Annotated in this window: 19 protein-coding genes; 10 read left to right on the top strand and 9 right to left on the bottom strand. The window is 61.2% G+C overall.

Features of this window, described 5'->3' with window-relative positions; all coding sequences use genetic code 11:
• Positions 1-34: 34 nt before the first annotated feature.
• Positions 35-2,011 carry a CocE/NonD family hydrolase gene (locus KY459_07850; protein ID MBW3564623.1) on the top strand — a complete coding sequence of 659 codons (1,977 nt, stop codon included), beginning with the start codon at positions 35-37 and terminating at the stop codon, positions 2,009-2,011.
• A gap of 76 nt (positions 2,012-2,087) precedes the next feature.
• Here the strand turns inward: KY459_07850 and KY459_07845 are convergent, their stop codons facing one another.
• Positions 2,088-2,276 (bottom strand): hypothetical protein, encoded by a 189-nt coding sequence (locus tag KY459_07845; protein MBW3564622.1) that lies wholly within the window; start codon positions 2,274-2,276, stop codon positions 2,088-2,090.
• 9 nt (positions 2,277-2,285) lie between these two features.
• Complete coding sequence (locus tag KY459_07840) at positions 2,286-3,287, bottom strand: D-alanine--D-alanine ligase (GenBank protein ID MBW3564621.1); 1,002 nt, start codon at positions 3,285-3,287, stop codon at positions 2,286-2,288.
• A gap of 179 nt (positions 3,288-3,466) precedes the next feature.
• Here KY459_07840 and KY459_07835 point away from each other — a divergent pair, with 179 nt between their 5' ends.
• Both KY459_07835 and KY459_07830 read left to right on the top strand, forming a co-directional pair.
• The gene (locus KY459_07835) at positions 3,467-5,074 is read left to right on the top strand and encodes an amidase (protein ID MBW3564620.1); all 1,608 of its coding nucleotides are present in this window, start codon (positions 3,467-3,469) and stop codon (positions 5,072-5,074) included.
• A gap of 249 nt (positions 5,075-5,323) precedes the next feature.
• Positions 5,324-7,738 (top strand): DUF3536 domain-containing protein, encoded by a 2,415-nt coding sequence (locus KY459_07830; protein ID MBW3564619.1) that lies wholly within the window; start codon positions 5,324-5,326, stop codon positions 7,736-7,738.
• A 414-nt stretch (positions 7,739-8,152) separates the two neighbouring features.
• On the opposite strand, the gene KY459_07825 is transcribed toward KY459_07830, so the two are convergent.
• Together KY459_07825 and KY459_07820 are read right to left on the bottom strand one after the other, a co-directional pair.
• Entirely contained in the window at positions 8,153-8,725 is a 573-nt protein-coding gene (locus KY459_07825; GenBank protein MBW3564618.1) for a dihydrofolate reductase, read from the bottom strand.
• On the bottom strand, positions 8,725-9,519 hold the full coding sequence (locus KY459_07820) for a thymidylate synthase (protein ID MBW3564617.1): 795 nt from the start codon (positions 9,517-9,519) through the stop codon (positions 8,725-8,727). The genes KY459_07825 and KY459_07820 overlap by 1 nt, the downstream gene beginning before the upstream one ends.
• Positions 9,520-9,597: 78 nt before the next feature.
• On the opposite strand from KY459_07820, the gene KY459_07815 reads away from it, so the two are divergent.
• On the top strand, positions 9,598-10,023 hold the full coding sequence (locus KY459_07815; protein MBW3564616.1) for a zf-TFIIB domain-containing protein: 426 nt from the start codon (positions 9,598-9,600) through the stop codon (positions 10,021-10,023).
• Positions 10,024-10,039: 16 nt separating this feature from the next.
• Here KY459_07815 and KY459_07810 read toward each other — a convergent pair whose 3' ends face one another.
• Positions 10,040-11,035: a hypothetical protein gene (locus KY459_07810; protein ID MBW3564615.1), complete on the bottom strand. Its 996-nt coding sequence runs from the start codon at positions 11,033-11,035 to the stop codon at positions 10,040-10,042.
• 110 nt (positions 11,036-11,145) lie between these two features.
• On the opposite strand from KY459_07810, the gene KY459_07805 reads away from it, so the two are divergent.
• The 4 genes from KY459_07805 to KY459_07790 all read left to right on the top strand — a co-directional run bounded on the left by KY459_07805 (position 11,146) and on the right by KY459_07790 (position 17,473).
• Positions 11,146-12,300: a hypothetical protein gene (locus tag KY459_07805; GenBank protein MBW3564614.1), complete on the top strand. Its 1,155-nt coding sequence runs from the start codon at positions 11,146-11,148 to the stop codon at positions 12,298-12,300.
• A gap of 9 nt (positions 12,301-12,309) precedes the next feature.
• Positions 12,310-14,055: a dynamin family protein gene (locus KY459_07800; protein ID MBW3564613.1), complete on the top strand. Its 1,746-nt coding sequence runs from the start codon at positions 12,310-12,312 to the stop codon at positions 14,053-14,055.
• Between the two features lie 48 nt (positions 14,056-14,103).
• Positions 14,104-16,248 (top strand): hypothetical protein, encoded by a 2,145-nt coding sequence (locus tag KY459_07795; GenBank protein ID MBW3564612.1) that lies wholly within the window; start codon positions 14,104-14,106, stop codon positions 16,246-16,248.
• Between the two features lie 73 nt (positions 16,249-16,321).
• Complete coding sequence (locus KY459_07790; protein ID MBW3564611.1) at positions 16,322-17,473, top strand: aminotransferase class I/II-fold pyridoxal phosphate-dependent enzyme; 1,152 nt, start codon at positions 16,322-16,324, stop codon at positions 17,471-17,473.
• A 336-nt stretch (positions 17,474-17,809) separates the two neighbouring features.
• Here KY459_07790 and corA read toward each other — a convergent pair whose 3' ends face one another.
• Genes corA through clpB form a run of 3 tightly spaced genes read right to left on the bottom strand, consistent with a single transcriptional unit; the run spans position 17,810 to position 22,105 of the window.
• Positions 17,810-18,913: a magnesium/cobalt transporter CorA gene (corA, locus tag KY459_07785; GenBank protein MBW3564610.1), complete on the bottom strand. Its 1,104-nt coding sequence runs from the start codon at positions 18,911-18,913 to the stop codon at positions 17,810-17,812.
• A gap of 14 nt (positions 18,914-18,927) precedes the next feature.
• The gene (locus KY459_07780; protein ID MBW3564609.1) at positions 18,928-19,425 is read right to left on the bottom strand and encodes a cupredoxin domain-containing protein; all 498 of its coding nucleotides are present in this window, start codon (positions 19,423-19,425) and stop codon (positions 18,928-18,930) included.
• Positions 19,426-19,480: 55 nt separating this feature from the next.
• Positions 19,481-22,105, bottom strand: a complete 2,625-nt coding sequence (clpB, locus tag KY459_07775; GenBank protein MBW3564608.1) for an ATP-dependent chaperone ClpB — start codon at positions 22,103-22,105, stop codon at positions 19,481-19,483.
• A 181-nt stretch (positions 22,106-22,286) separates the two neighbouring features.
• Between clpB and KY459_07770 the strand changes: the two genes are divergently transcribed.
• Positions 22,287-22,577 (top strand): type II toxin-antitoxin system prevent-host-death family antitoxin, encoded by a 291-nt coding sequence (locus KY459_07770; protein ID MBW3564607.1) that lies wholly within the window; start codon positions 22,287-22,289, stop codon positions 22,575-22,577.
• A 35-nt stretch (positions 22,578-22,612) separates the two neighbouring features.
• Complete coding sequence (locus tag KY459_07765) at positions 22,613-23,038, top strand: type II toxin-antitoxin system VapC family toxin (GenBank protein ID MBW3564606.1); 426 nt, start codon at positions 22,613-22,615, stop codon at positions 23,036-23,038.
• Here the strand turns inward: KY459_07765 and KY459_07760 are convergent.
• The gene (locus KY459_07760) at positions 23,001-25,058 is read right to left on the bottom strand and encodes an elongation factor G (protein ID MBW3564605.1); all 2,058 of its coding nucleotides are present in this window, start codon (positions 25,056-25,058) and stop codon (positions 23,001-23,003) included. The two genes, KY459_07765 and KY459_07760, sit on opposite strands and share 38 nt — an antisense overlap.
• Positions 25,059-25,082 lie beyond the last annotated feature (24 nt).

Here is a 25,082-nt window from a genome sequence, read left to right as displayed (position 1 = left end):
CACGATCGAAGAGATCGAGAACGTCTTCATTCCCATGCGCGATGGCGTCAAGCTCGCCGCGCGAATCTTTCTCCCCAGGACGGCGCGAAAGGAGCCGGCTCCGTGCATCCTCGAGTACATCCCGTATCGAAAACGCGATCTCATGCGATTCCGCGACGAGCCGATTCATCGTTACTTCGCGCTCAACGGCTACGGGAGTGTGCGGGTCGACGTTCGAGGGTCGGGCGATTCCGGCGGGATTCTTCGTGACGAGTACTCGCAGGCGGAGCTGGACGACGGCGTCGAGGTCATTCACTGGATTGCGAAGCAGCCGTGGTGCGATGGAAACGTCGGCATGATGGGGATCTCCTGGGGTGGGTTCAACTCGCTTCAGGTGGCGGCGCTCGACCCGGAACCACTCAAAGCGATCATCACGCTCTGTTCGACCGACGACCGCTATGCGGACGACGCTCACTACATGGGAGGATGCCTTCTCAACGAGAACATGCAGTGGGGCTCGATCCTGACGATGTACGGCGCCTACCCTCCGGACCCGGAGATCGTCGGCGAGGATCAGTGGCGCGCGATGTGGCACGAGAGGCTCGAGCACCTGGAGTTCTTCGCAGCCCGCTGGATGCGACATCCGCTTCGCGACGAGTTCTGGCGGCACGGCTCGGTGTGCGAAGTTTTCGACGCGATCCGGGTTCCGGTCTACGCGGTCGGTGGCTGGGCCGATGGATACAGCAATGCGATTCCCCGCTTGCTCGAGGGTTTGAAAGTCCCGCGGAAAGGATTGATCGGTCCGTGGGCACATGCTTTTCCGCACGATGGAGTACCCGGTCCTGCGATCGGCTTCCTCCAGGAAGCGCTTCGATGGTGGGACCGCTGGCTTCGTGGAGTCAGCAACGGAATCATGGACGAACCGATGTTCCGCGTGTGGATGCAGGAGAGCGTCGTACCGATGCCGCAATACGCCATCTGGCCGGGAAGATGGGTCGCGGAGAAGGAGTGGCCGAGCCCGCGCATCGAACCGCTCGTCTACCACCTCGGAGTCGGATTTCTCGATCGCGAGGAGCAGCAGTCCTGCGAGCTTTCATTTTCATCCCCGGCGACGACCGGACTCCGATCCGGGGAATGGTGTGCGTTCGGCGCCGACGGCGAGATGGCGAGAGATCAGCGTCCGGACGACGGCGGGTCTCTGCTGTTCGACTCCGATGTGCTCGAGAATGAGATCGAGATTCTCGGGGCTCCCGAGGTCGTGCTCGAGGTTTCCGTCGATCAACCGGTCGCGTTTCTCGTTGCCCGCCTGTGTGACGTCGCTCCGGACGGAAGCTCGCTCCGGGTCAGCTATGGCATTCTCAATCTCACTCACCGCGAGGGGCACGACCAGCCGGAGCTGCTGGAGCCTGGCAAATGGGAGAGGGTGCGGCTCAAGCTCAACGACACGGCGCATTCGTTTCCCGAAGGTCATCGAATCCGACTCGCACTGTCGACCTCGTACTGGCCGATCATCTGGCCGCCCCCGAGCCCGGTCATCCTCACCGTCCGTACCGCCGGGAGCTCCCTCAGCCTTCCGTCGCGCCCGCCGGATCCGGACGACGAGAAGCTTCCGCACTTCGAACCGCCGGCCTCGGCTCCGGGAAACGCGGCACGAAAGCTCGTTCACCTTCCGATGAGACGGACGATCGAGGTCGATCTCTCGACCAACGAGGTGATCTACACGCTCAAGAGCGACGGGGGCGAGCTCGACGGCGCCGCGCTCGCGCGAATCGACGACATAGACATGACCGTCGGGCACCAGATGATGAAACGTTACCGGATCATCGAGAACGATCCTTTGTCGGCGCAGACCGAGATCTTTCAGCGCACGCAGTTCGAACGGGACGGATGGAAGATTCGGATCGTGAGCCGGTCGCGACTCTCGGTGACGGCGGAGAATTTTCAGTTCTCGTGTGACCTCGAGGCGTTCGAGAACGACATGCTCGTGAAGGAGAGATCGCACGTCGTCGCGATTCCACGGCATTTTCTGTAGCTTGCGAACCTCATGTGAAGAACCTCGAGGCGCTCGTCGCAGCTCTCGAAGACGTGCATCAGCGACGCGAACTCGTTCACTTTTTGTCCCGCGCCGCTTCGCCGGCTCTCCGAAGCTCCTCGGCGAAACGCTGAAGCTCCTGGAGGGCGAGGAGCCTTTCCGTAGGGGTCTTCTTCAGGTACTCCCTGAGGAGAGAAAGGTCGACGTCCCTCTTGTAGAGCGCGATGATCCGGTCGATGCTGTTCTCTTCGGGTTCTTCTGCCACGACTCAATTCTACGACGTGGACCTTTTCACCGCCGCGTCGATGATCATTCGAAGCATGTCGCGGTACTCGATGTTCGCCATTCCCGCCATGTAGGCGAGCTTGCCGTCGTTCGCCCAAGCGGGATTCGGATTGACCTCCATGAGGCGGATCCGGCCATCGGCCGACCGTCGCCAGTCGAACCGGGCGTAGTCCCGCAGGCTGAGCCGCCCGAAAAGTTTGCGGGCTGACTCGACGATCTCCCGCGTTTCATCCTCCGGCAAGGACGCCGGTTTGAATCCGATGTCGGTCCAGTAGGGCGAATCGGGATGAGCTTTCGATTCGTACGAGAGAATCGGGTTCAGCCCTTCCGGGAGCCGGGAGAAGTCGACCTCGAGTACCGGCAGGAAGCGGATGTCGGTGGCGTTTCCGATCACACCGAGGCCGTATTCGGGGCCCGGAAGATACTCCTGAATCAGAATGTCGCGGTCCGGCAGAGCCGCGGTCAGCCACTCGAGATACTGGCGCGCTTCCGTGGCGGATCTCACGACGGCATCTTTCGTGATCCCGAGACTTCCATCGGCTTTGTTGGGCTTGATCAGCGACGGATAGATGATCGAGTCGACGTCGATTTCTTCACCCGCGCGATGGAAGCTTTCGCGCGGGACGGCAATCCCGAGCGAATCGGCCATCATTCGGACGACTGCCTTGTCGTAGCAGGTGACGATCGCCGCAGGGGGCGATCCGGTGTACGGAACACCGAGAAGCTCGGCGTAGGCGGGAACGTGAAGCTCGAGCCGGATGTCGTTCTTGTAGCCGGTATCGCAGAAATTGACCATCAGGTCGGGCGGGTGCTCGCGAAGGCGATCGAGGAAGCCACTGTGATCGTTGAGGACTTCCACCTCGAGGTCGGAAAAGCTTTTCAGGGCATCGACCATCGCCTGGTGGGTCACCATGTCTTCTTCGTTGAACTGGTTTCCCCTCTTTTCGGGATCGGGCGCGAAGTGGTCTCCGGTGACGACGAGAATTTTCATCTGCCCGATTATCGGAGGAATCGCGCGAGGAAGCGAGCGACTCGGTTCCGTGAGAGGTTGAACTACATTGTCGAGCGCGTGCCGTGGAGCCTCACCTGTTCGACTGTATGCTTTCCCGCAGGAAGCGGGCGCGGTGGCGTCGTTACAGTCCCATTCTGGAGGTTGAAATGCAGCGAACGATGAACATAGCCGTAACCGTGGTGCTCGGAGCTCTTCTCGTTGCGCCGGTGATCGCGCAGGACCAAGGGTCTTTTCCGATCGAGGAGGCGACGATCGCGAGTCTCCAGGAGGCGATGGAATCGGGACGACTGACCTCCGAGGAGCTGGTCAAGATCTACCTGGTCAGGATCGAGTCGATCGATGGACCCGGCAACCCCTCCTTCCGGGAACAGCTGGCACGGCGGGGTCCGAGTCTCAACTCGATCATCGAGCTCAACCCCGACGCGCTGAAGATCGCTCGTGAGCGGGACGCCGAGCGGAAGGCGGGGAGGGTTCGCGGCCCTCTGCATGGCATTCCGATCGTCATCAAGGACAACATCGATACGGCGGACCGGATGATGACGACGGCAGGATCGCTGGCGCTGGAAGGCAACTACGCGAAACAGGACGCGTTCATCGTCGGAAAGCTGCGCGAGGCGGGAGCCGTCCTCCTGGGCAAGGCCAACCTTTCGGAATGGGCGAACTTCCGTTCGACGCGCTCGACGTCGGGGTGGTCGAGTCGCGGAGGGCAGACACGCAATCCGTACGTGCTTTCTCGCAATCCGTGCGGCTCGAGCTCCGGAAGCGCCGCGGCGGTGTCGGCGAATCTCGTCACGATCGCGATCGGCACCGAGACCGATGGCTCGGTCGTCTGCCCCTCGAGCGCGAATGGGATCGTCGGCGTCAAGCCGACCCTCGGGCTCTGGTCGCGTTCCGGCATCATCCCGATCGCTCACAGCCAGGATACGGCAGGTCCGATGGCGCGGACCGTCGAGGACGCTGCGATTCTTCTGGGAGCGCTCACGGGACGCGATGCGCGTGACGAAGAGACGACCGAGGGTGCTGGGCATTCGAAGAGCGATTACACGTCGTTTCTCGATCCGGATTCGATGAAAGGAAAGAGGATCGGTGTGGTTCGGGAGGAATTCGGTTTCGATCCTGATGTGGATGCACTCATGGACGAAGCCATCGAAGTGATGAAGAAGCTCGGGGCCGAGATCGTCGATCCGGTCGAGCTCGATACGAGCGGCGAGTACGGAGAGTCGGAGTACACGGTCCTCCTCTACGAGTTCAAGGCGGGTCTGGAGACTTATCTCGCGGAGATGCCGGAGCGAGTGAAATCGAGAACGCTCGCCGACCTGATCGAGTTCAACGAGGCGAACGAGGATCGGATGATGCCGTACTTCGGACAAGAGATCTTCGAGCTCGCGAATGCGAAAGGGCCTCTGACCGATGCGGCCTACACGTCGGCTTTGAAAAAGAATCACGATCTTTCCCGTCGCGAGGGAATCGACGAGACGATTGCGACCGACAATCTGGACGCGATCATCGCGCCGACGCTCGCACCTGCCTGGCCGACCGACCTCGTCAACGGGGATCATTACATCGGAGGCTATTCGCAGCCTTCGGCCGTTTCCGGTTATCCGCATATCACGGTTCCGCTCGGGTTTGTTCACGGGCTTCCGGTGGGCGTTTCTTTTTTCGGAGAGGCGTGGAGCGAGCCGAAGCTGCTGGGGATCGCGTACGCGTTCGAGCAGGCGACCAGAGCGAGGCAGGCGCCGAAGTTTCTCACCGAGGTCGAGATGTGACCCTGATCAGGGATCAGAAGCAGGGATCAGGGATCAGGGATCAGGGATCAGGGAAAAAAGCAGGGCTTAGGGAACAGGGGCCAGGGATCAGGGGAAAAGCAGGGATCAGGAAAGCGGGACGTCGGGGCCAGCGCTTCACTGGGTATGTTTACGTTTCTCCGTTCCATCCTGCCCGCGCTTTTCCTGATCCCTGATCCCTGCTTTTTCCACCCCTCGCCTCTCGCGCCGGTCTCAGGTATCGTCTCCCGCGTGAAGCGCTACGTCACGATACACGGCCATTTCTACCAGCCCCCGCGGGAGAACCCCTGGCTCGAAGCCGTCGAAACCGAAGAATCCGCCTGGCCATACCACGACTGGAACGAGCGGATTACGTCGGAATGCTACCGGCCGAACGGCGCGGCGCGGCTCCTCGACGAAGATGGAACCATCCGCCGGATCGTCAACAACTACGAGCGGATCAGCTTCAACTTCGGTCCGACGCTTTTCAGCTGGCTCGAAGAGCACGCCCCGGATACCTACGCGCGGATCGTCGAGGCCGACTCGACGTCGCGTGAGCGCTTCGGAGGCGAAGGGCCGGCGATCGCGCAGTGCTACAACCACATGATCATGCCGCTCGCGAGCCGGCGCGATCGCATCACACAGATTCGCTGGGGCATTGCCGACTTCCGGCATCGCTTCGGGCGGGAGCCCGAGGGCATCTGGCTGCCGGAGACGGCCGTGGATACGGAGACGCTCGAACTTCTTCTCGATCACGGCATTCGTTTCACGATTCTGGCTCCGTCCCAGGCTGAAGCCGTTCGCGCGGACGGGACGTCGGAGTGGAAGGAGCTCGGCACCGCACCAGTCGACACGACGCGGGGCTATGCGGTTCCGCTTCCGTCGGGCCGGTCGATCGGCGTTTTCTTTTATGACGGTCCTCTCTCCCGCTCCGTTGCTTTCGACCGTCTTCTCGACAGAGGCGAAAATTTCATCACGAGCCTTTCCGCTCGGTGCCTCGCCTCTTCCGAGGAGTTCTGCCTGAGCCACATCGCAACGGATGGTGAATCCTACGGTCATCATCACCGCCACGGTGACATGGCTCTGGCCTGGACGCTCGAGAAGTTCGACGAGATCCCCGAGGCCGACATCACCGTGTACGGTCAGTTTCTTCGAGAGCACCCACCGGAGCACGAGGCTCGCATTCGGGAGAACAGTTCGTGGAGCTGTGCCCACGGTGTCGAGCGCTGGAGATCCGACTGCGGCTGCCACACCGGTGGAGAGGCGGGCTGGCACCAACTCTGGCGGACGGGTCTTCGGAACGCGCTCGACTGGCTCCGGGACAAGCTTGCCGAAGTTTTCGAATCGGGGAGCGGACCACTCTTCGAGAACCCGTGGGAATCGCGCGATCGCTACATCGAGGTCATCCTCGACAGGAACGAAGAGAACGTACTGGGCTGGCTCGAACGGGAAATGAATCGCACGCCTGAACGGGGCGAAGCCGTTCGCGCGCTGCAACTGCTCGAGATGCAGCGCCACTCCCTGCTGATGTACACGAGCTGCGGCTGGTTCTTCAACGACCTCTCGGGGATCGAGACCCTGCAGATCCTCCGGTATGCGGCGAGGGCCATTCAGCTCGCGCAGAGCCTGACCGGATCGGATCTCGAGAGCGAGTTTCTCGGGCTTCTGTCGAAAGCCGGCAGCAACCTTCCGGCGCGCGGAGATGGATCCGAGATCTGGAAAGCCGACGTCGAGCCCGGTGTCATCGGGCTGCGCGACGTCGCGGCCCATTGTGCCGTGAGCGCGGTTTTCGATGCCGTGGAGCAGGAGTCGGAGGTTTATTGCTACCGCATTCAGAGTCGCAATTTCACGCGGCGTACGGCAGGACGCGCGGAGCTCATGCATGGCGAGATCACGGTGACATCGCTGATCACGCTCGAAACCGAAGCATTCGAGATGATCGTCCTCTATCTCGGGGATCTGAGCCTTTCCGGGGCTCTTGCTCCCGCAGGTAACGGTTTCGAGAAGACGCTCTCCCGGCTGATTCCGAGCTTCGACGAGCTCGATTTCATGTCGGTTCTGAGGGGAATCGATGAGCTCGAAAGCACGAAACCCCTCTCGATTCGTTCCCTCTTCAGTGACGACCAGAGACGCATCCTGGCGGAGATTCAGGAGAACGAGCTCGCGGAAATCTCGTCGACCTGGAGCGATCTCTATGATCGCTACGTCCCGCTGATTCAGCATCACGCCCGGCTCGGCATCGCGTTTCCCCGAAGTATGCGGATCGCGGCCGAGCTCGGTCTCACGATGCAGGTGCGAGACGAAATTCTTTCCGAGCAGCCCGACCCCGATCGTCTCGCCAGTCTGGTGAGAGAAGCCTCGAGCGGTTCGATGCACCTCGACCGCGACGTCCTCATCTTCCCTCTTCAGCGGCGGATCGTCCACGCCTGTCACGCCCTCTCCCGGGATCGCTCGCTCGAGTCGCTGCGCGAGCTTTCCCGCCTGGTGGAGTGCGCGCGGGCTCTTCCGTTCGAAGTCGACCTCTGGACGGCGCAGACCACCTGGGATCACATCGACAAGGAAGAGTTCGCGGAACGCTCAGCGTCCGCGAACGAGGGCGATGCCGAATCGAAACGCTGGACCGATGCCTTCGCCGCCCTCGGGGAGATTCTCGCCATCCGGTCGTGAGCCAGGAGACAGGATTCAGGATCCAGGATCCAGAAGAGTGAAGAGTGAAGAGTGAAAGAAGAGTGAAGAGTCGTTTGCTCTCGCCACATCCAAGCGCTCGTCATCCTGAGCGATTGACCGACGCAACGCGCCGGTGAGTCGCAAATGACACCCGTGAGTACAACCGCACTCGCGTACTCAAACAGACGTCATCCCGAGCGGGCGGTCGGGCGGGCAAGCGAGGGACCTTGCAGGGTGGGACATCAGCCCAAGCGGAGTGCCCACCGGACTGCCGGTTCATCCTGAGGAGCGCAGCGACGGAGGACCTGGGGGCAGGCTCATGAAAGAAAGTGACGAGTGAGCGGCAGCGGTGAATCACGAGCCGCCGCCCAGATTCTTCGCCCGCGCTCCGCCGGGCTCAGAATGACGAGTGCTTCACTCCTGGCTCCTGGCTCCTGGTTCCTGGTTCCTGAATCCTGAATCCTGAATCCTGGCTCCTGACTCCTGCCCTCTCTCCCATACCTCGATCGTGAACGCGTGGTCGTTCCGATCGTCCTGTTCGTGGCGTTCGCTCGATACGAGCGTCCACTGGCTGAAATCGACCTCCGGAAACCGCGTGTCCCCATCCACGTTCGCGTGGACGCGGGTGAGAACGAGACGATCGGCGACGGGAAGAGACTCGGTGAAGATGCCTTCCCCTCCACCGATGAAGATTTCCTCGCATTCGCGGCACTTCTCGGTTGCTTCCTCGAGCGATCCGGCGAGAACGATCTCACCTTCGGCGTCGAGCGAATCGCGGCTCGTGACGATCACGTTCCTGCGACCCTTCAGAGCCTTCATTCCGATCGACTCGAACGTCTTGCGGCCCATGATCAGACAATGCCCCAGAGTCGTCCGCTTGAAGTGTCTGAAATCATCGGAAAGGCGCCATGGAAGCTGGTTGTCGCGTCCGATCACTCCGTTCTCGGAGACCGCAGCGATCAGCGATATCCGCCGCTTCGATGTCATCAGACTGCAATCGCGGCGCGGATCGCCGGGTGCGGGTCGTAATCGTGGATGGTGATGTCGTCGAAGGTGAAGTCGGAGATCGAGCGAACGTCCGGGTTCAGCTCGAGACGAGGAAGCGGACGTGGTTCCCGAGTGAGCTGGAGGCGCGCCTGCTCGAGGTGATTCGTGTAGAGATGAGCATCTCCGAGGGAATGAATGAATTCGCCGGGCTCGAGGTCGCAGACCTGCGCGATCATGTGCGTCAGCAGGGCGTATGAGGCGATGTTGAACGGGACTCCGAGGAAAACGTCGGCGCTACGCTGATAGAGCTGGCAGGAGAGCTTTCCGCCGGCCACATAGAACTGGAAGAGCGTATGGCAGGGGGGGAGCGCCATCCGGTCGATTTCCGCGACATTCCAGGCGCTGACGATGAGCCGCCGCGAGTCCGGATTTTTGCGAATCCCTTCGATGACTTGCTCGATCTGATCGATCGGCTCCCCATCGTGACCCCGCCAGTTCCGCCACTGCGCCCCGTACACCGGCCCGAGCTCTCCCTTTTCGTCTGCCCATTCATCCCAGATGGTCACGCCGTGTTCCCGGAGGTAGGCGATGTTGGTCTCGCCCCTGAGGAACCAGAGCAGCTCGTGGATGATCGAGCGGGTGTGCATCTTCTTCGTGGTCAGAAGCGGGTAACCCCGGGCGAGGTCGAATCGCATCTGATGGCCGAAGATGCTTCGCGTTCCGATGCCCGTTCGGTCGGACTTCTCGATTCCCCGGGCCAGAATCGTTGCGATCAGATCGAGGTAGGTCTGCACGCCCCGATTCTAGCCCACGGGTCCATTCAATGTTCACAGTTCCGGCAGTCAGGCATGTAATATTCATTGGTGAGCGACATGAGATGCCCGATTGACTCGTCCGTGCTGGTGATTCGCGAAATCGATGGAGTGAACGTCCACGTCTGTCCGGCCGACGACGGGATGTACCTCGAGCGAGGCGAGCTCAACAGGCTCGCTGAGCCGTCCAGCGGTGATCTGGAGTTCTCGACGGTCGATCTCGACTCGCTGGAGCATCAGGACACGCAGGGAAAACGGGAGTGTCCCGCCGATCCCGGGACCGAGATGGTGAAAGTCGAGTTCAACATTCTTTCGAACATCATTCTCGACTACTGCGAAAAGTGCAGGGGATTCTGGATCGATCAGGGAGAGCTCGCACGGATCAGGCAAAGCGTCGACAGCCTCGAGGAAGCCGAGGACGAAGTTCCCGATCCTCCGATGTTGTGGCTCGAGAAGTTCCTCTGGAATCTCCCGTTTCCGAAGTGACAGGGATCCCTGATCCCTACTTGTCTGAGCTGATCGCCGCAGTGAGCTCGCGGGTGGTCACGACGGCCGTACCCCTCTTCATGACCACGATGCCGCCCGCGTAGTTGGCGATCTGCGCAGCTTCAGCGAAGGAGGCGCCGGAGGCGAGAGCGAGAGTGAATGCCGCGATGACCGTGTCACCCGCTCCGGTGACATCGACGATTTCCTCGGTGCCCCAGACGGGAAACAACTGCGGATCGTCGCCGGCGCCGGTGAAGAGCGCCATTCCCGCGCTTCCTCGCGTGATCAGAAGCGCCTCCGCCTCGAGCGTCGCGCGGAGCTCGCTGCCGGCGGTTCGCAGCACTTCGGGGTCGGTTGCGAGCTCTGGCCGTCCGGAAGCTGCGATCGCTTCCTCCTCGTTGGGCGTCGCGGCGGTCACGCCCCGGTATTCGAGGAGGGCGTGGCGCGAGTCGAGCGTCGACGGTCTCCCCCCGGAAGTCAGCAGAGAAACGTCCTGACTCGCAATGACGCCGTATCCGTAATCGGAGATCAGGCAGGCGTCGGCTCGTTCGATCTCCGATTCGAGCGATCTCCGGAGCGTACGTCGTTCGGTGTCATCGGGATGGAGGCGCTCCTCGCGATCGATCCGGACGATCTGCTGTCTCGCCGAGTGTGGCATGCCTGCGAGGATCCGCGTTTTGGTCGGAGTCGGAGAACTTTTCGACCGGGCGATATGGCGGCAGTCCGCTCCGGCGGCCTCGAGGCTCGCGACGATGGCTCCTCCCGCTTCGTCCGCGCCGACGATCGAGACGGGAACCGGCACGCCCCCGAGCGAAGCGATGTTCGCGACCGCGTTCGCACCTCCGCCGGGGACCGTCTCGATCCTGTCTTCGCGCAGAATGAGCACCGGAGCCTCTCGAGAAATCCGTTTCGGAGTGCCATAGACGAAACGATCGGCGACGAGATCCCCATAGACGAGGATTCGTTTGCCCGGGAACGACGCGATGATCTCGAGAAGCCGTTTCGACTGCATCCGCGAAGGATAGTGAAAAGGAGAGAAAAGAGTGAAGAGTAGAGAATGCCCCGACTGTCGGAGGAGGGGCTTGCCGCGCCTTCGAGACGCAACCGAATAAGATGGCGATGATGAAGGCGAGCTTTTTCGCAGCGATACTGGGCCTCCTCCAGTTTTTGTCTCCGAGTCTCGAGGCAATCGAGCCGAAGCTCGACGTGTCGAAACAGATGGAAACCGTCGAGCGCATTCGCGGACTCGAGTTCACCGAGCCGGTGATCGGCTTCGAGATTGACGAGAACGAGCTGCGTGAGCGTTTGCGGGCGATGGTGGCTGAGCAGTTACCGGTTGATTCCGATCAATATGCTCGCGTTCTCGCGGCGCTGCACCTGATCGGGGAAGGAACGGATGATCCGATCAACGCCCTTCTCGAGCTCTACCAGGGACAGGTGCTCGCCTTCTACGATCCGGCGATTCGCCGGTTCTACTCGGTCGAAGGTGCCGGCGGACCGCTCGTGGAGCTGGCCGGGATGGAAGATGTTGTGATCGTTCACGAGCTCGTCCACGCGCTTCAGGATCAGCGCTACGACGCCGGGACGATTCTGGAATCCCGTGGGGACGACTGGGATTCGAGCCTTGCATATCACGCTCTGCTGGAGGGGGAGGCGATGCTCGTGATGCTCGGATCGGTTGCCGACATCGATCAGATCGTGTCCAACGACGAGCTTTTGAAAATGATGGGGACGCTCGGGCCTGCAGCGGCGGCTCTCGGTCTCGACGACGTTCCCGATTACTTCATTGAAACGATGATTTTTCCTTATGCCCGGGGACTGGAAGTGATGGCGAAGGCCTACGAGGACGGTGGCTGGTCTGCGATCGACAGCCTTTACGCGGCACCGCCGCTATCGACCTCGCAGCTTCTGCATCACGACGAGCCACCGCCGGTCGCCGTCGATCTGCCTGGTGTCGACGGAGCGCTCGTGGAGTCGACGTTCGGCGAGTTTCACTGGGCGCTTCTGGTCGGGGCCGGCGCGGCGGCGGGATGGCGTGGCGACCGTTTCGCGGTCATCGAAGACGGCTTGAAGCTCACGGTGATTGCGGATACGCGGTGGGAGGATCAGGACGAAGCGCGAGAATTCGCAGAAGCGCTCGAAGCGGCGCTGAGCGGCAGCGAGCCCTTTCTGGAAATCGTGATCGATGGTTCGACGGTGAGGACCGGATGGGGTGCGTCCGAAGAAATGATCGATACTTTCGTGGTACGGGGGTTGAACCTGGAGACCGGCGACTGACGCCCAAACATGGCCGAACAACTCGAGAATGTCGTTTCGGGGGAAACACGGAAGCTGCTCGACGAGGAGCGCGAGCTTCTCGTGTCGCTCCGCGAGACTCTCGAGGACGAGCAGGAGCCGGAAAAGCGCCGGATCAACGACCTGCTCGACGGCCTGGGGGAGCTCTTCACAATCGTGATCGTCGGTGAGTTCAACGCCGGAAAATCCTCACTCATCAACGCGCTCTTCGGAAAAAGGCTGAGAAAGGAAGGCCCGGTACCGGTCGACGATCAGATCTCGATCCTCCGATGGGGCGAAAAGGAGGGGCGCCGGGAGGCCTCCGACTGGATCATCGAGCAGACGTATCCGGTCGACCTCCTGAAAACGATCCGCCTCGTCGACACCCCCGGCACGAACTCGATCATCAAGCGTCATCAGGAGATCACCGAGGACTACATTCCTCGTGCGGATCTGATCCTCTTCGTGACGTCGATCGATCGCCCGCTGTCCGAGTCGGAGAGAGCGTTTCTCTCCTACATCGGCGAATGGCGAAAAAAGATCGTCTTCATCGTCAACAAGATCGATTCGAAGACGCCTCAGGAAGTCGATGAAGTGCTCGATTATCTCCGCTCGAACATCAAGTCGCTGTTCGACGTCGATCCGGTGATCTTCCCGGTTGCGGCGAAGCCGGCACTCGCCGCGAAGCTCGGGGAAGAGGGGCCGCGTGCATGGACACAGAGCCGCTTCGAGGCGCTCGAGGACTACATCCTGCGGGTGCTCTCCGAAAAGGAAAAGCTGAGGCTGAAGCTGATGGCGCCGCTGGATACCGTCCTCGCGATTCTCGAGCGTCAGGTGTCGATGATCGAGTCGCGTGGAACGATTCTTCAGCAGGACATGAAGAAGATCGACGAGATCGTCGGACGCCTCGAAGCAGCCCGTGCGGATCTGACAGACAACTTCTCGCGGTTCATTACGAGAATCGACAATCTCATTCACGAGCTCGAAAAGCGTGGCATCGATTTCCTCGATCGATACATCCGGGTCAATCATCTGATGATGCTGAGAGATGCATCGCGCTTCCGCGAAGAGTTCCAGCGGCAGGTCTTCCACGACTGGGAGGGCTCGGTCGACCGGACGATTCAGGAGGCAGTGGACTGGCTCGTCAGACAGAACATGAAGCTGTGGGAGTCGACGGTCGCCACGTTCGATCGGAAGAGCGCGTTCGAGACTGCGCCAGGCGACATCGCCGACGTCGCGGGCCGGCAGTTCGTCTACACGCGTGACCAGATCTACAGCAGAATCAAGGCGGAGGCGGAGCGACGGATGCAGGGCTACGACATCGCGACCGAGAGCCGGCACGTGATCGACGACGCCGTCCGCGGTGTGGTGCAGTCACTGGGGCTCGGTGCCGGGGCGATCGGACTCGGTTATCTCACGACTCTGATCACGAGCGCGGCGGTCGACGTCACCGGCTTCACCGCGGCGACGATGCTGCTCGTCTCGAGCTTCCTCATTCTTCCCTACAAGCGGAGCAAGGCAAAGACCGAGTTCCGCGACAAGATCGAGCGGCTCCGTGAACAGATGCACGAGTCTCTCGAACGGCAGAGCAAGATCGAGATCGATCGGGCGATCGATGCCGTCAGGGAGGCGTTCGAGCCCTACCTCCGCTTCTTCCGGACCGAGAACGAAAAGATCGAGCGCCTCTCGACGAAGCTTCGCGCCATCGACGACCAGGCGCGAACGCTCTCGAGCCGGATCGAACAGCTCGAAATCTGAAGGTTCCAAATTTAGACGATACTTTGCCTGTTCCCGTACGAACAGACGATGAAACGTTGTTTGATCATTCTTTTCGGGATGTTGGCTTTGGCCGGCCCGGCTGGCGGCTGGGTCGCGCACCCGGAGCGCCCCCTGGGCGAGATTGCGCTGCAGATGATTCCCGGCATCGGTGCTCCGGAAATCGCCTGGAACGGGCGGCAGTATCTCGCCGTGGCCAACGGATTCCAGGGGATTGTCCGGCTCGACGGCCTCGGCAGACCGATCGACGAGCCGGCCATTCCGTTTCCTGACGGCCTCCGCTTCGGACAAAGCGAAGTTGCTGCCCGGTCCGACGGAACCTGGGTGCTGGCCCTGACCAGCGGGGGAATCGTCCACCTTGCTACTGTTTCCGAAGCGGCGGTCGTAACGTTCGATCGACAGCTCGAGGGCCTCGGCGGTCCTATCAGCATGGCCGCCTCGGGACGGCTCATTGCCGTTACCGGGTCGAGTGCATCAGGAACGCGACTCCTGATCCTCGAGGGTGACGACATCGTCTCGGACGTGATTCTTCCGCAACCGGTTCTCGAAGTGATCGGCCTGGGAGGTGGGCATTTCGTAGTTCTGTCCGACACCGCGCTCGTATTGATTGATGACTCGGGCAACCTCGAAACGATCGCGTTCCCCGAATCGCGACTCGGGAAGGACGTCACCGCCCGAAATGGAGAGGTCTACGTGGCGCTCGACGCACCAGCGGGGGTCGAGATCTGGAAGCAGAGTGCTGGCGGGCTGATGGAGTTTGCGACGGTTTCCAGGCCGGAGACGAAGCTGCACTGGCCGCAGATCGAATGGGTGAGAGAAGAGATCCTCATGATCTGGCAGGAGTGGCGCTCGGTGCACGTTTACTTGGACGAGGCTGATCTCTGGGCAGCGTCGATTGGTCCTGCCAGCGGCGTGAGTCAGCCCGAAAAAATCAGTGAGGGCATCTATGCGTTCGGGCGCTGGGGAGGACGGCGGAAGATTTCGATCGAGTCTGACGGCGAGACGCCTATCGTCCTCTGGCAGTCGGGTTCGACCGCTCCGACTCTTGCGGCTCACATTCGAACGGCTGTCCTCGATCCGGATCAGTTGCGTCTCGGTAAAGAAAACGTCGTGTTCACGAGCGTTCGTTCGGAGGTACTTGACCACATTGCATCGGTAGAAGGCCGAACCCTGTTGGTGTGGCTGGAAGACAGGTTCTATCGCGAGCCACGTCACGCGGCAATCCTCGACGAGCTCGGGCAGGATGTCGCGCGATTCCGCCTGAACCCTAACGTCTTCGACGTCTTCCCCCTCACCGATTCGTTCGGCGTGCTGGAGCGAGCTGGGGATGTCGGCTACGTCTTCTATCGGATCTCACTCGACGGAGAGCTCCTCGATCCCGCTCCGATCCCGCTGATGATTCCCAATGAGGTCACCAGCTTCGACGCGAGCTGCAGCCAGACCCTTTGCCTTCTGGCCTGGCTCGAGGAAGTGTCCGATCAGAAGCAGAGCTCAATACGTGCACTCCGGATATCGGGCGGAAGCGTGCTGGATGTTGGCGGCGTGCTGGTCACGACTTCCGATCATCCGATTGATCTCGAGGATGTGTCCTCAGATGGCGAAAGATTTCTCGTGGTCTGGTCCGAAGATCCACACCCGGGGGGCACGATTCTCCATTCATCGATCATCTCGGTCGAGCCGGACTGGACGATTCGGTCGTCCCAGTTTGCCGCGGCTCCGAGGATTCTCTCGGGTGCGAGCGCCACATGGACGGGCAGCGAATATCTGATCTTCTGGTCGGACTGGTCGTCGGACGAGACGCGTCTGATCTTCGAGTTTCGAGGTGCACGACTGACCAGAGAAGGACACTCGATCGATGGCGCCGAGTTCGACTGGCAAGGGTGGCCGATCTGGCCCCGGCCGTTTGCACTCGTTCCGTTCGGTTCCGGCCTGAGAGGGCTGGCATGGACGAAACCCGGCGTCCTGTCGATCGTCGATTTCGATCCGGTCACCAGAGGCGTCGAGGTCCTTTACTCGGCTTCACCGGGAGACGTCAAAGCGGCGGTCCTGCTCGCCCCCGATCGACTCCTGCTCGTCAGGGCCCGGCGGCTCGTCGACCGCGCGCACTTCGATGCCACTCGGCTCTTCGTGCAGATCATCGAAGCGGGGCGCGCGAGAACAATCAGGCACCGGTAGCGGCGCCCCGGGTTTTTCGAACGTTTTCCGCGCCAACGCTGGAGCCGGCGCGCGTCCGGCGTATGATTCGGGCATGAACAAAAAGCGCGATCTGGAGACTCGAATCGTCCACGGCAGCTCGTCGCACGCTCGGAACCTCGGTGCCGTCGTCCCTCCGATCTTCACCTCCTCCACGTTCGAGCTGAGCGGGGACAAGGCCTACGAGGAAATCCGCTATGGCCGGATGAGCAACTCACCCACCCACGACCTCCTGCACGACGTGCTGGCGGCCGCCGAGAGTGGGGAAACGGCGCTGGTGACGTCGAGCGGTATGGCTGCGATCACCTCGACGATCCTCGGGCTTCTGAAGCCGGGAGATCATGCGATTTTTCAGAACACGCTTTACGGCGGAACGTGGGACTTCGTGACCAGGGATCTGCCGGAGCTCGGGATCTCCGTCGAGCGGTTCAACGGGAACGAAGCAGAGATGATCACCGATCTGATCCGTCCGGAGACGAAGCTGATCTACTCCGAGACGGCGACGAATCCGCTGCTCGAGGTGACCGATCACGAGGCCGTCGTCAGGATCGCCCGGGAGCGCGGGATCACGACCGCGATCGACAATACGTTTGCCAGCCCGGTCAACTTCCGGCCGCTCGAGCTCGGCTACGACATCTCGCTCCACAGCGCCACGAAGTATCTCAACGGCCACACGGATCTGATCGCCGGTGCGATCATCACGAGCCGGGCACTGATGGTGCCCATCCGGCACAAGCTCGTTCTTCTGGGAGGAAGCCTCAATGGCTTCGACTGCCACATGATGCATCGGGGCCTGAAGACGCTCGCGCTAAGAATCAGAAAGCAGAACGAGAACGCTCTCGCGCTGGCGAAAGCCCTCCAATCGGATGATCGGGTGACTGTCGTTAACTATCCGGGCCTCGGCTCGCACCCGCAGCATGAACGTGCGGCAGCCCTCTTCGATGGATTCGGCGGAATGCTCAGTTTCGATGTGAAGGGGGGAGTGGAAGTTTCGAAACGGCTGATCGACCGGCTCGAGATCGCGATTCCCGCACCGAGCCTCGGTGGCGTCGAGACTCTCGTGTCGCGACCGGCGGTCTCGTCACATGCGGGAGTTTCGCCCGAGGATCGACGGGAAGCCGGGATCACCGACTCGCTGATCCGGGTATCGGTCGGGATCGAGTCGGCGGACGATCTGATCGAGGATTTTCTGCAGGCGATGGGTTGAACTGATGTGGAGGTCGGCTCAGTATCAGAAAAGTCGACCCGTCTCTCAGCCCCGCCCAAACTCCAACCTCCAGCCGCGGTTTGCGCTCGCCACACCCCTTCACTCGTCATCCTGAGCCGCCGAAGGACGGCGAAGGATCTGGGCGGGGGCTCGTGAATGAATGCTTCAGGAGGCTGGTCAGGTCGACTTACGACCGTCCCCCAGATCCTTCGCCGTCCTTCGGCGGCTCAGGATGACGTGGGTTTGAATCGCGCGAGGTCATTTCGCCGAAACCGGAACCTCAACCTCGAAACTCGAACCTCTAACGTCGAACCTCGAACCTCCATCCAGCTCGTTTCAGTCCGACAGGCGCCGGCCGCGACTGACTTCCCTTCGGTTTCCCCCCAGCCAGCCCTTCCTTCGAAACCAGTAAAGCAGGACGACGCTGATGGCGAGCATCAACCCGAGTGCCATCGGATAGCCGAACACCCAGTGGAGCTCCGGCATGTGATCGAAGTTCATCCCGTAGATCCCGGCGATGAACGTCAGGGGGATGAAGATACTCGCCATGATCGTGAGAACTTTCATCACGTCGTTCGTGCGATTGCCGACGACTGAGAGATAAGTCTGAAAAAGAGAGGTCGCCATCTCGCGATACGTCTCGACGACATCGGCGAGCTGGGTGCAGTGGTCGAGCGTATCCCTCAGATATGTCTTCACAGGGCCGGAGAAAAATTTGCTCTCTTCGCGGAGCAGCGACGCGATGGCGTCGCGCTGAGGCCAGATGGCTCGCCTCAGCGAGAGAAGGTCGCGCTTCAGATCATTGATTTTCCCGAGGGTGCGTTCGATGGAGTCGCTCCGGAGGACCTCGATCTCGAGCGCTTCGAGCCGATCGCCGATCAGCTCGACCACGGGGTAGTAGCCATCGACGATTGTATCGACGATGGCGTATGCGAGGTATGCGGGTCCGGACGTCCGCATCGGGCCGGCACCCCCGCGCAGGCGGTTTCGGACCGGATCGAGAACATCGCCTTCGCGCTCCTGAAATGTCACCAGCCAGTCGTCGCCGACGACCAGGGAGATCTGCTCGGAATCGATCGAGCCGTCGTCGAGGACGCGGAACATTCTGAAAATGAGGAGGTGATTGTGTTCATAGCCGTCGGACTTGGGACGCTGGGGAACGTTGACGACGTCACCGAGGGCGAGAGGGTGGATGTTGAAAGTCTCACCGATGGTGCGCAGCGCAACTTCATCGCCGATGCCGGTGACGTCCAGCCAGCAGTTGAGACCATCATCTCGAGGGGCGACAAGGTCGCTGGCCTGATCGACTTCCGATTCGCGGATCAGATCCCCCCCGTATTCGAACAGGTGAAGACGGGGGGGAACCGAGTCTGCGGGAACGGTGAATGTCCCCGGTCTCGAGCCCGCGGGGGGATGCTTCTTCCGGAGAACGAACGTCATTCAGGCTGCGAAACTCAGTAGTCCGACGCGGTCGTTGTCATCGGATCCGCTGCCACCGGATCGGCTTCGGCGATCGGCGTGACGGTGAAGGTCGTCTCCATCGTCGGGTGGATCGTGCAATAGGCGCGATATTCGCCGGGCTGGAGCTCCACTGCGAGCGTCGCGACTTCCTCGGGCTGCAGCTCGCGGCCGACCGATGCTTCAACGCCCGGGCCCGAGACGGCGAAACCGTGATTCGAAGAGCCCTGATTTTCCACCGTGATCATCTGCGGACCCGCTGGAATCGTAGCGGGCATGGAAATGCCATCATCGGTGATCGTCGCCAGATACGGCTCCTCGCCCGAAAGCTCGATATCCGTCAGCGATGTGTCGGTCGTCTCGGTCATCGCCGTGTCGGAGGTTGCATCCTCCGTATCGACCTCAGTTTCCGGCGCACACGCGACGAATCCGGCGGTCAGGGCCAGAGCCAGCAGCGTAGGTAAAAAACTGTTGTGCTTCGAATTCGTGGTCATCATTTTCTCCTCCTGTAATTGGTACAACCTCAATCGAGGGAGGTCCGAGCACGTTTCAGGCCGTTTCAGCCGTCGGACTCCTTCGAGCTTCGAGAGTGATCCCGTCTTCCTCTGCATCCACCACGATTGTAGAGCCCGGCTCGAACCGTCCCTCCAGAATCTCGATTGCCAGCGCATCGACGACGAGCCTCTGAATCGCCCGTTTCAGCGGTCTCGCGCCGAACGCAGGGTCGAAGCCTTCGCGGGCCAGGAGCTTTCGTGCCGCAGGAGTGACTTCGATCGAGAGGTCTCTCTCGCTGAGCATGCCCGTCAGCCTCTTCAACTGGATCTCGACGATGCTCTCGATCTGTTCCTGGGAGAGCGAGTGAAAGATGATGATGTCGTCGATCCGATTGAGAAACTCGGGACGGAACTGCCGGTGGAGCTCCTCTTCGACCTTCTTTCGCATCTCCTCTTCCTGAGCGGGCGATTTCACCGACTGCTGATATTCGTGAATGTGATGCGATCCGATGTTCGAGGTCATGATGATGACGGTGTTGCGGAAGTCGACCGTGCGTCCCTTGGAGTCGGTGAGTCTGCCGTCGTCGAGGATCTGCAGCATCACGTTGAAGACCTCCGGATGCGCCTTCTCGATCTCGTCGAACAGGATCACCGAGTAAGGACGCCGTCGCACCGCTTCGGTGAGCTGTCCGCCCTCGTCGTAGCCGACATAGCCCGGAGGTGCACCGATGAGCCGGGCCACCGCGTGCCGCTCCATGTACTCCGACATGTCGATCCGCACCATCGCGGTCTCGTCATCGAAGAGGAACTCGGCGACGGCCCGCGCGAGCTCGGTCTTGCCGACTCCGGTCGGCCCCATGAAGATGAACGAGCCGATCGGGCGCTGGGGGTCCTGAAGCCCGGCTCGCGAGCGACGGATCGCGTTCGAGACGGCGCGAATCGCGTCCTCCTGCCCGATCACGCGGAGCTGGAGCCGGTCCTCCATCTTCACGAGTTTCTGGATCTCGGACTCCATCAGCCGGCTCACCGGTACACCGGTCCACTTCGCCACGACCTCGGCGATGTCGTCGCCGTCGACCTGTTCCTTGAGAAGGCTTCCCCGCTGGCGAAGCTCCAGCAGCTTGCCGGATGCCTCCTCGAGCTCGGCATTCAGCTTCGGCATCTCACCATAGCGCAGTTCGGCGGCGCGGGTGAGGTCGCCCTCGCGCTCGGCTCGCTGCGCCTCGTCGCGAGTCTGCTCGATCCGCTCTTTCAGGTCCCGCATCTGCTGAATTGCCGCTTTTTCGGTCTCCCACTGCGCTTTGAGACCGGATGACTTTTCCTGCAGCTCGGCTAGCTGTTCCTCGATGATGTCGAGGCGGCCTTTCGACGCCGGGTCATTTTCCTTCGCCAGAGCCTGCTTCTCGATCTGGAGCTGGACGATCCGGCGCTCGATCTCGTCGATCTCGGTCGGCATCGAGTCGATCTCGATCCGGAGACGTGAGGCGGATTCGTCGATCAGATCGATCGCCTTGTCCGGCAGGAACCGGTCGCTGATGTAGCGATCCGAAAGCGTCGCGGCCGCCACGATCGCCGAATCGAGAATCTTCACGCCGTGGTGAACCTCGTACCGCTCCTTGAGGCCGCGAAGAATGGCGATCGTGTCCTCGACGCTCGGCTCGCCGACGTAGACGGGCTGGAACCGGCGCTCCAGCGCCGCATCCTTCTCGATGTGTTTCTGGTACTCGGAAAGGGTCGTCGCCCCGACGGCCCGGAGCTCACCACGGGCCAATGCAGGCTTGAGAAGATTGGAGGCATCCATCGCTCCTTCCGACGCCCCTGCTCCGACCAGCGTGTGAAGCTCGTCGATGAAGAGGACGACCGTCCCTTCCGCCTCCTCGACTTCCTTGATCACCGCCTTGAGTCGATCCTCGAACTCGCCGCGATACTTGGCGCCCGCGATCAGAGCGCCCAGGTCGAGTGAGATCACACGCTTGTTTTTGAGCCCTTCCGGAACATCACCCTCGACGATCCGACGAGCGAGGCCCTCGACGATGGCAGTTTTCCCGACTCCCGGCTCCCCGATCAGCACCGGATTGTTCTTGGTCCGCCGGGAGAGAACCTGAATCACGCGGCGGATCTCCTCGTCGCGACCGATGACCGGATCGAGTTTTCCTCGGCGGGCCAGCGCGGTCAGATCGCGCGCGTATTTCTCGAGCGCCTGGTAGCGGCCTTCCGGGTTCTGATCGGTGACCCGCTGAGAGCCCCGCACCGACTGGACGGCTTTGATCAGATCGTCCGAGCTCGCCCCCGCCGCTGCGAGAATCTGCTGCGCGGTCGTTTCTTTCTCGCGAGCGATCGCCAGAAGGAGGTGCTCGGTGGAGACGTACTCGTCCTTGAAATTTTCCGCGATCTCGAAGGCGGCGTCGAACACTCTGCGCGCGTTGGCCGAAATGCGCGGATCGGCGCCGGACCCCGACATCTTCGCCCGCTTCGCGAGCTCGGTCGTGAGCTGGATCTCGATCTGGGAGGCATTGACTCCCAGCTTTCCGAGGATGGGCGCGACGATTCCCTCGTCCTGCTGGATTAGGGCGAGAAGCAGATGTTCGGGGGAGAGCTCGGAGTGACCGGAGTTGCGCGCCAGCGCTTGCGCGGCGACGACGGCTTCCTGCCCTTTGATCGTCAATCTGTTGATATCCAATGGCTTACCTTTTTCTCTGAAGAATGCCGAAGAACAAAATCTTATAATGAGACGCTCATATTAACGGTCTCGAAGGCGCACCCTATTTCACTTCTTCGGCGAGACTGCAATCCCCTCGCCTTGAGCGGGCGGATCGGCGGCCGGCTGGATGTGTCTTGACGAGTCTCGAGGTCAGGACTAAATTAGTCATATCGTGACCGTCTCGATTTCCGAGCTCAAAGCGCACCTCTCTCGTTACCTGAGAAGAGTCAAACGCGGCGGAGAAGTGCGGATTGTGGAGCGCGGGGTTCCGATCGCCCGGATCACCCCGATTCCGAGCGCCGATCGTGATGATTCGAAGAGGGAGCGGCTCGTGAGGCTCGGTCTGCTGCGACCGGGCTCGGGCTCGTGGAAACCGGACGATCATCCGCCGGCGGAAGTCGCAGGCGGGATTCTTTCGGCGTTGGTCGACGATCGCGAGGACCGGTTCTGAGGTACTGGGACGCGTCGGCACTCGTTCCTTTGATCGTGACCGAGCCGGAAACCGCGCGCATGCTCGAGTTGAGAGCAGAAGACGACCGCATTGCAACCTGGGCCTGGAGCAGAGTCGAGATTGTGAGCGCGGTCGAACGAAGAGTGCGCGAAGAAGTGATCAGCAGAGCTCAGCGCCTCGAGATCCTCGGCAACCTCGAGACCCTGGCATCGTCATGGGATGAAGTGATCGAAGTTTCCGCGGTTCGGTCGAGAGCGATGACGGTTCTGGCGCGTCAGGATCTGCGAGCGGCCGACTCAGCGCAGCTCGGTGCGGCGCTCATCGTTTCCGAGGACGAGCCGCGTTCTCTCGAGTTCGTCTGCCTCGATCGACGGCTCGCCGTTGCTGCGGAGCGCGAAGGTTTCCGCGTGCTCGGAGCTGACACTACTCGGAGTGAGCCGGTGCCTGGGCTTCCGCGATGATCTTCTGCTGAAGGTTTTTTGGGACCTCTTCGTAGTGGGAGAACTCGATGTGGAACGATCCCCGCCCCTGTGTAATGGATCGGAGGGTCGATCCGTAGGTGAGGACTTCGGCCATCGGGATGTGGGCGCGGATGATCTGGGTTTCGCCCTCGGTCTCCATTCCTTCCATGCGGCCTCGCCGGGAGGTGAGATCGCCCATGAGGTCGCCGATGTATTCAGAGGGAGAAGTGACCTCGATGTGCATGATCGGTTCGAGCAACGTCGGTTTGGCGCGGCTCATCGCGTCCTTGAACGCCATCGCTCCGGCGATCTTGAACGCCAGCTCGGAGGAGTCGACGGCGTGGAACTGTCCATCGGTGAGCCGTACCCGGAAATCGACGACGGGAAAACCGGCAAGATAACCCTGAGTTCTGACTTCCTGAATTCCCTTTTCCACGGCAGGGATGTACTGGCGAGGAATCGAGCCGCCGAAGATCTCGTCGACGAACTCGAAATCGCTCCCTCTCGGTAGTGGCTCGAGTGTGATTTTGCAGTCAGCGAACTGGCCGTGTCCTCCGGACTGCTTTTTGTGGCGGCCGTGGGCATTGACCTTTGCTCGGACAGTTTCGAGGTAGGGAACTTTTGGAGGGTGGAGTATGACGTCGACCCCGTAACGGTTCCGGAGCCGGTTGACCGCCGTTTCGACGTGGAGCTGCCCCTGTCCGGAAAGCAGAAACTCGTGCGTCTGCTCGTCTCTCCGGAAGCGAATTGACGGGTCCTCTTCGATGATCCGGCTGATTGCGGTCGAAAGTTTGTCTTCATCACCTTTCGATTTAGGCTCGATCGCGAAGGAGATGGTCGACTCGGGTATGTCGACGAAATCGAGGATCACTCCGGCGCCTTTGCCGGTGATCGTGTCGCCGGTGTGGGAATCCTTGAGTTTGGCGACTGCGCCGATGTCGCCGGCGTGCAGTGAGCCGACGGGTTCCTGCTGTTTTCCCTGAACGATCTGGAGCTTGCCGAATCGTTCATCGTGGTCCCGCGTGGAGTTGAAGTAGGGGGTGTCCGAGCTCAGTGTTCCGCTGTAAACGCGGAAAACCGAGATCCTGCCGCTGAACGGATCGGAGATGGTTTTGAAGATGAGTGCGACCGGTTTGTCGTCGAGCGAACCTTCCCTGACCATTCGAACTGGAAGCTGGTCGGGAGAGGGGAAGGTACGGACGAATGCTTCGAGGAGAGCATGACCGCCGATGTTGGCAGAAGGGGATACGAAGAAGAGGGGATTGATCGAACGGGCGATCATTTCCCGGCGGATGCCGTCCTCGATCTCCTGCTGTGTGAGGGTCCCCTCCTCGAAGAATCGTTCCATCAGAGAGTCATCGCTTTCGGCGATCTTCTCGACGAGCGTTTCTCTCCAGGCGTTCGCCTGATCCCTGAGATCGTCCGGGATCGGCACTTTTTCATAATTGCCGGAGCCGTCGGTTTCATAAACCCATGCCTGCATCTCCACGAGATCGACGACGCCCCTGAAGTCGCGCTCGGCTCCAATCGGCATTTGCGCGGCGACGACGCTCTTGCCGAACTTCTCCTGGAGCGCGGCGATCAGCGATTCGGCGTTTGCACGGTCGCGGTCCATCTTGGTCGCGACGAAGGCGACGGGAGTTTCCATCGAATTGGCGATCTTCCAGACGCGCTCGGTGTTGATCTCGGGTCCGTTGACTGCCGAGACCGTGATCGCGACCGTATCAGCGACTCGAATCGCGCATCTGGCCTCATTGAGGAAGACGCCGTAGCCGGGAGTATCGAGCAGGTTCAGCTTGGTGTCCTCGTGCTCGGCCCAGGCGGTCGCAGCCGAGACCGAATGTTTCATCTGGATCTCGTCTTCGTCGAAATCGGTGACCGTCGTTCCGTCGTCGATCGAGCCGGCCCGGGTGGTCGCTCCGGCGTTGAAAAGTAGCAGGGAAACGAGCGTGGTCTTTCCCGTATCGCTGTGACCGGCGAAGGCGATGTTGCGGATTTTCTCGGTGGGGTACTCTTTCATTCAGGTTCCTCCTTCCGCGGGTGT

It is taken from the genome of Acidobacteriota bacterium (assembly GCA_019347945.1).
In the GTDB taxonomy this organism is placed as follows: Bacteria; Acidobacteriota; Thermoanaerobaculia; order Gp7-AA8; family JAHWKK01; genus JAHWKK01.
The sequence above is the reverse complement of the archived record's forward strand: the minus strand, read 5'-3'. Positions and strand labels throughout refer to the sequence as shown.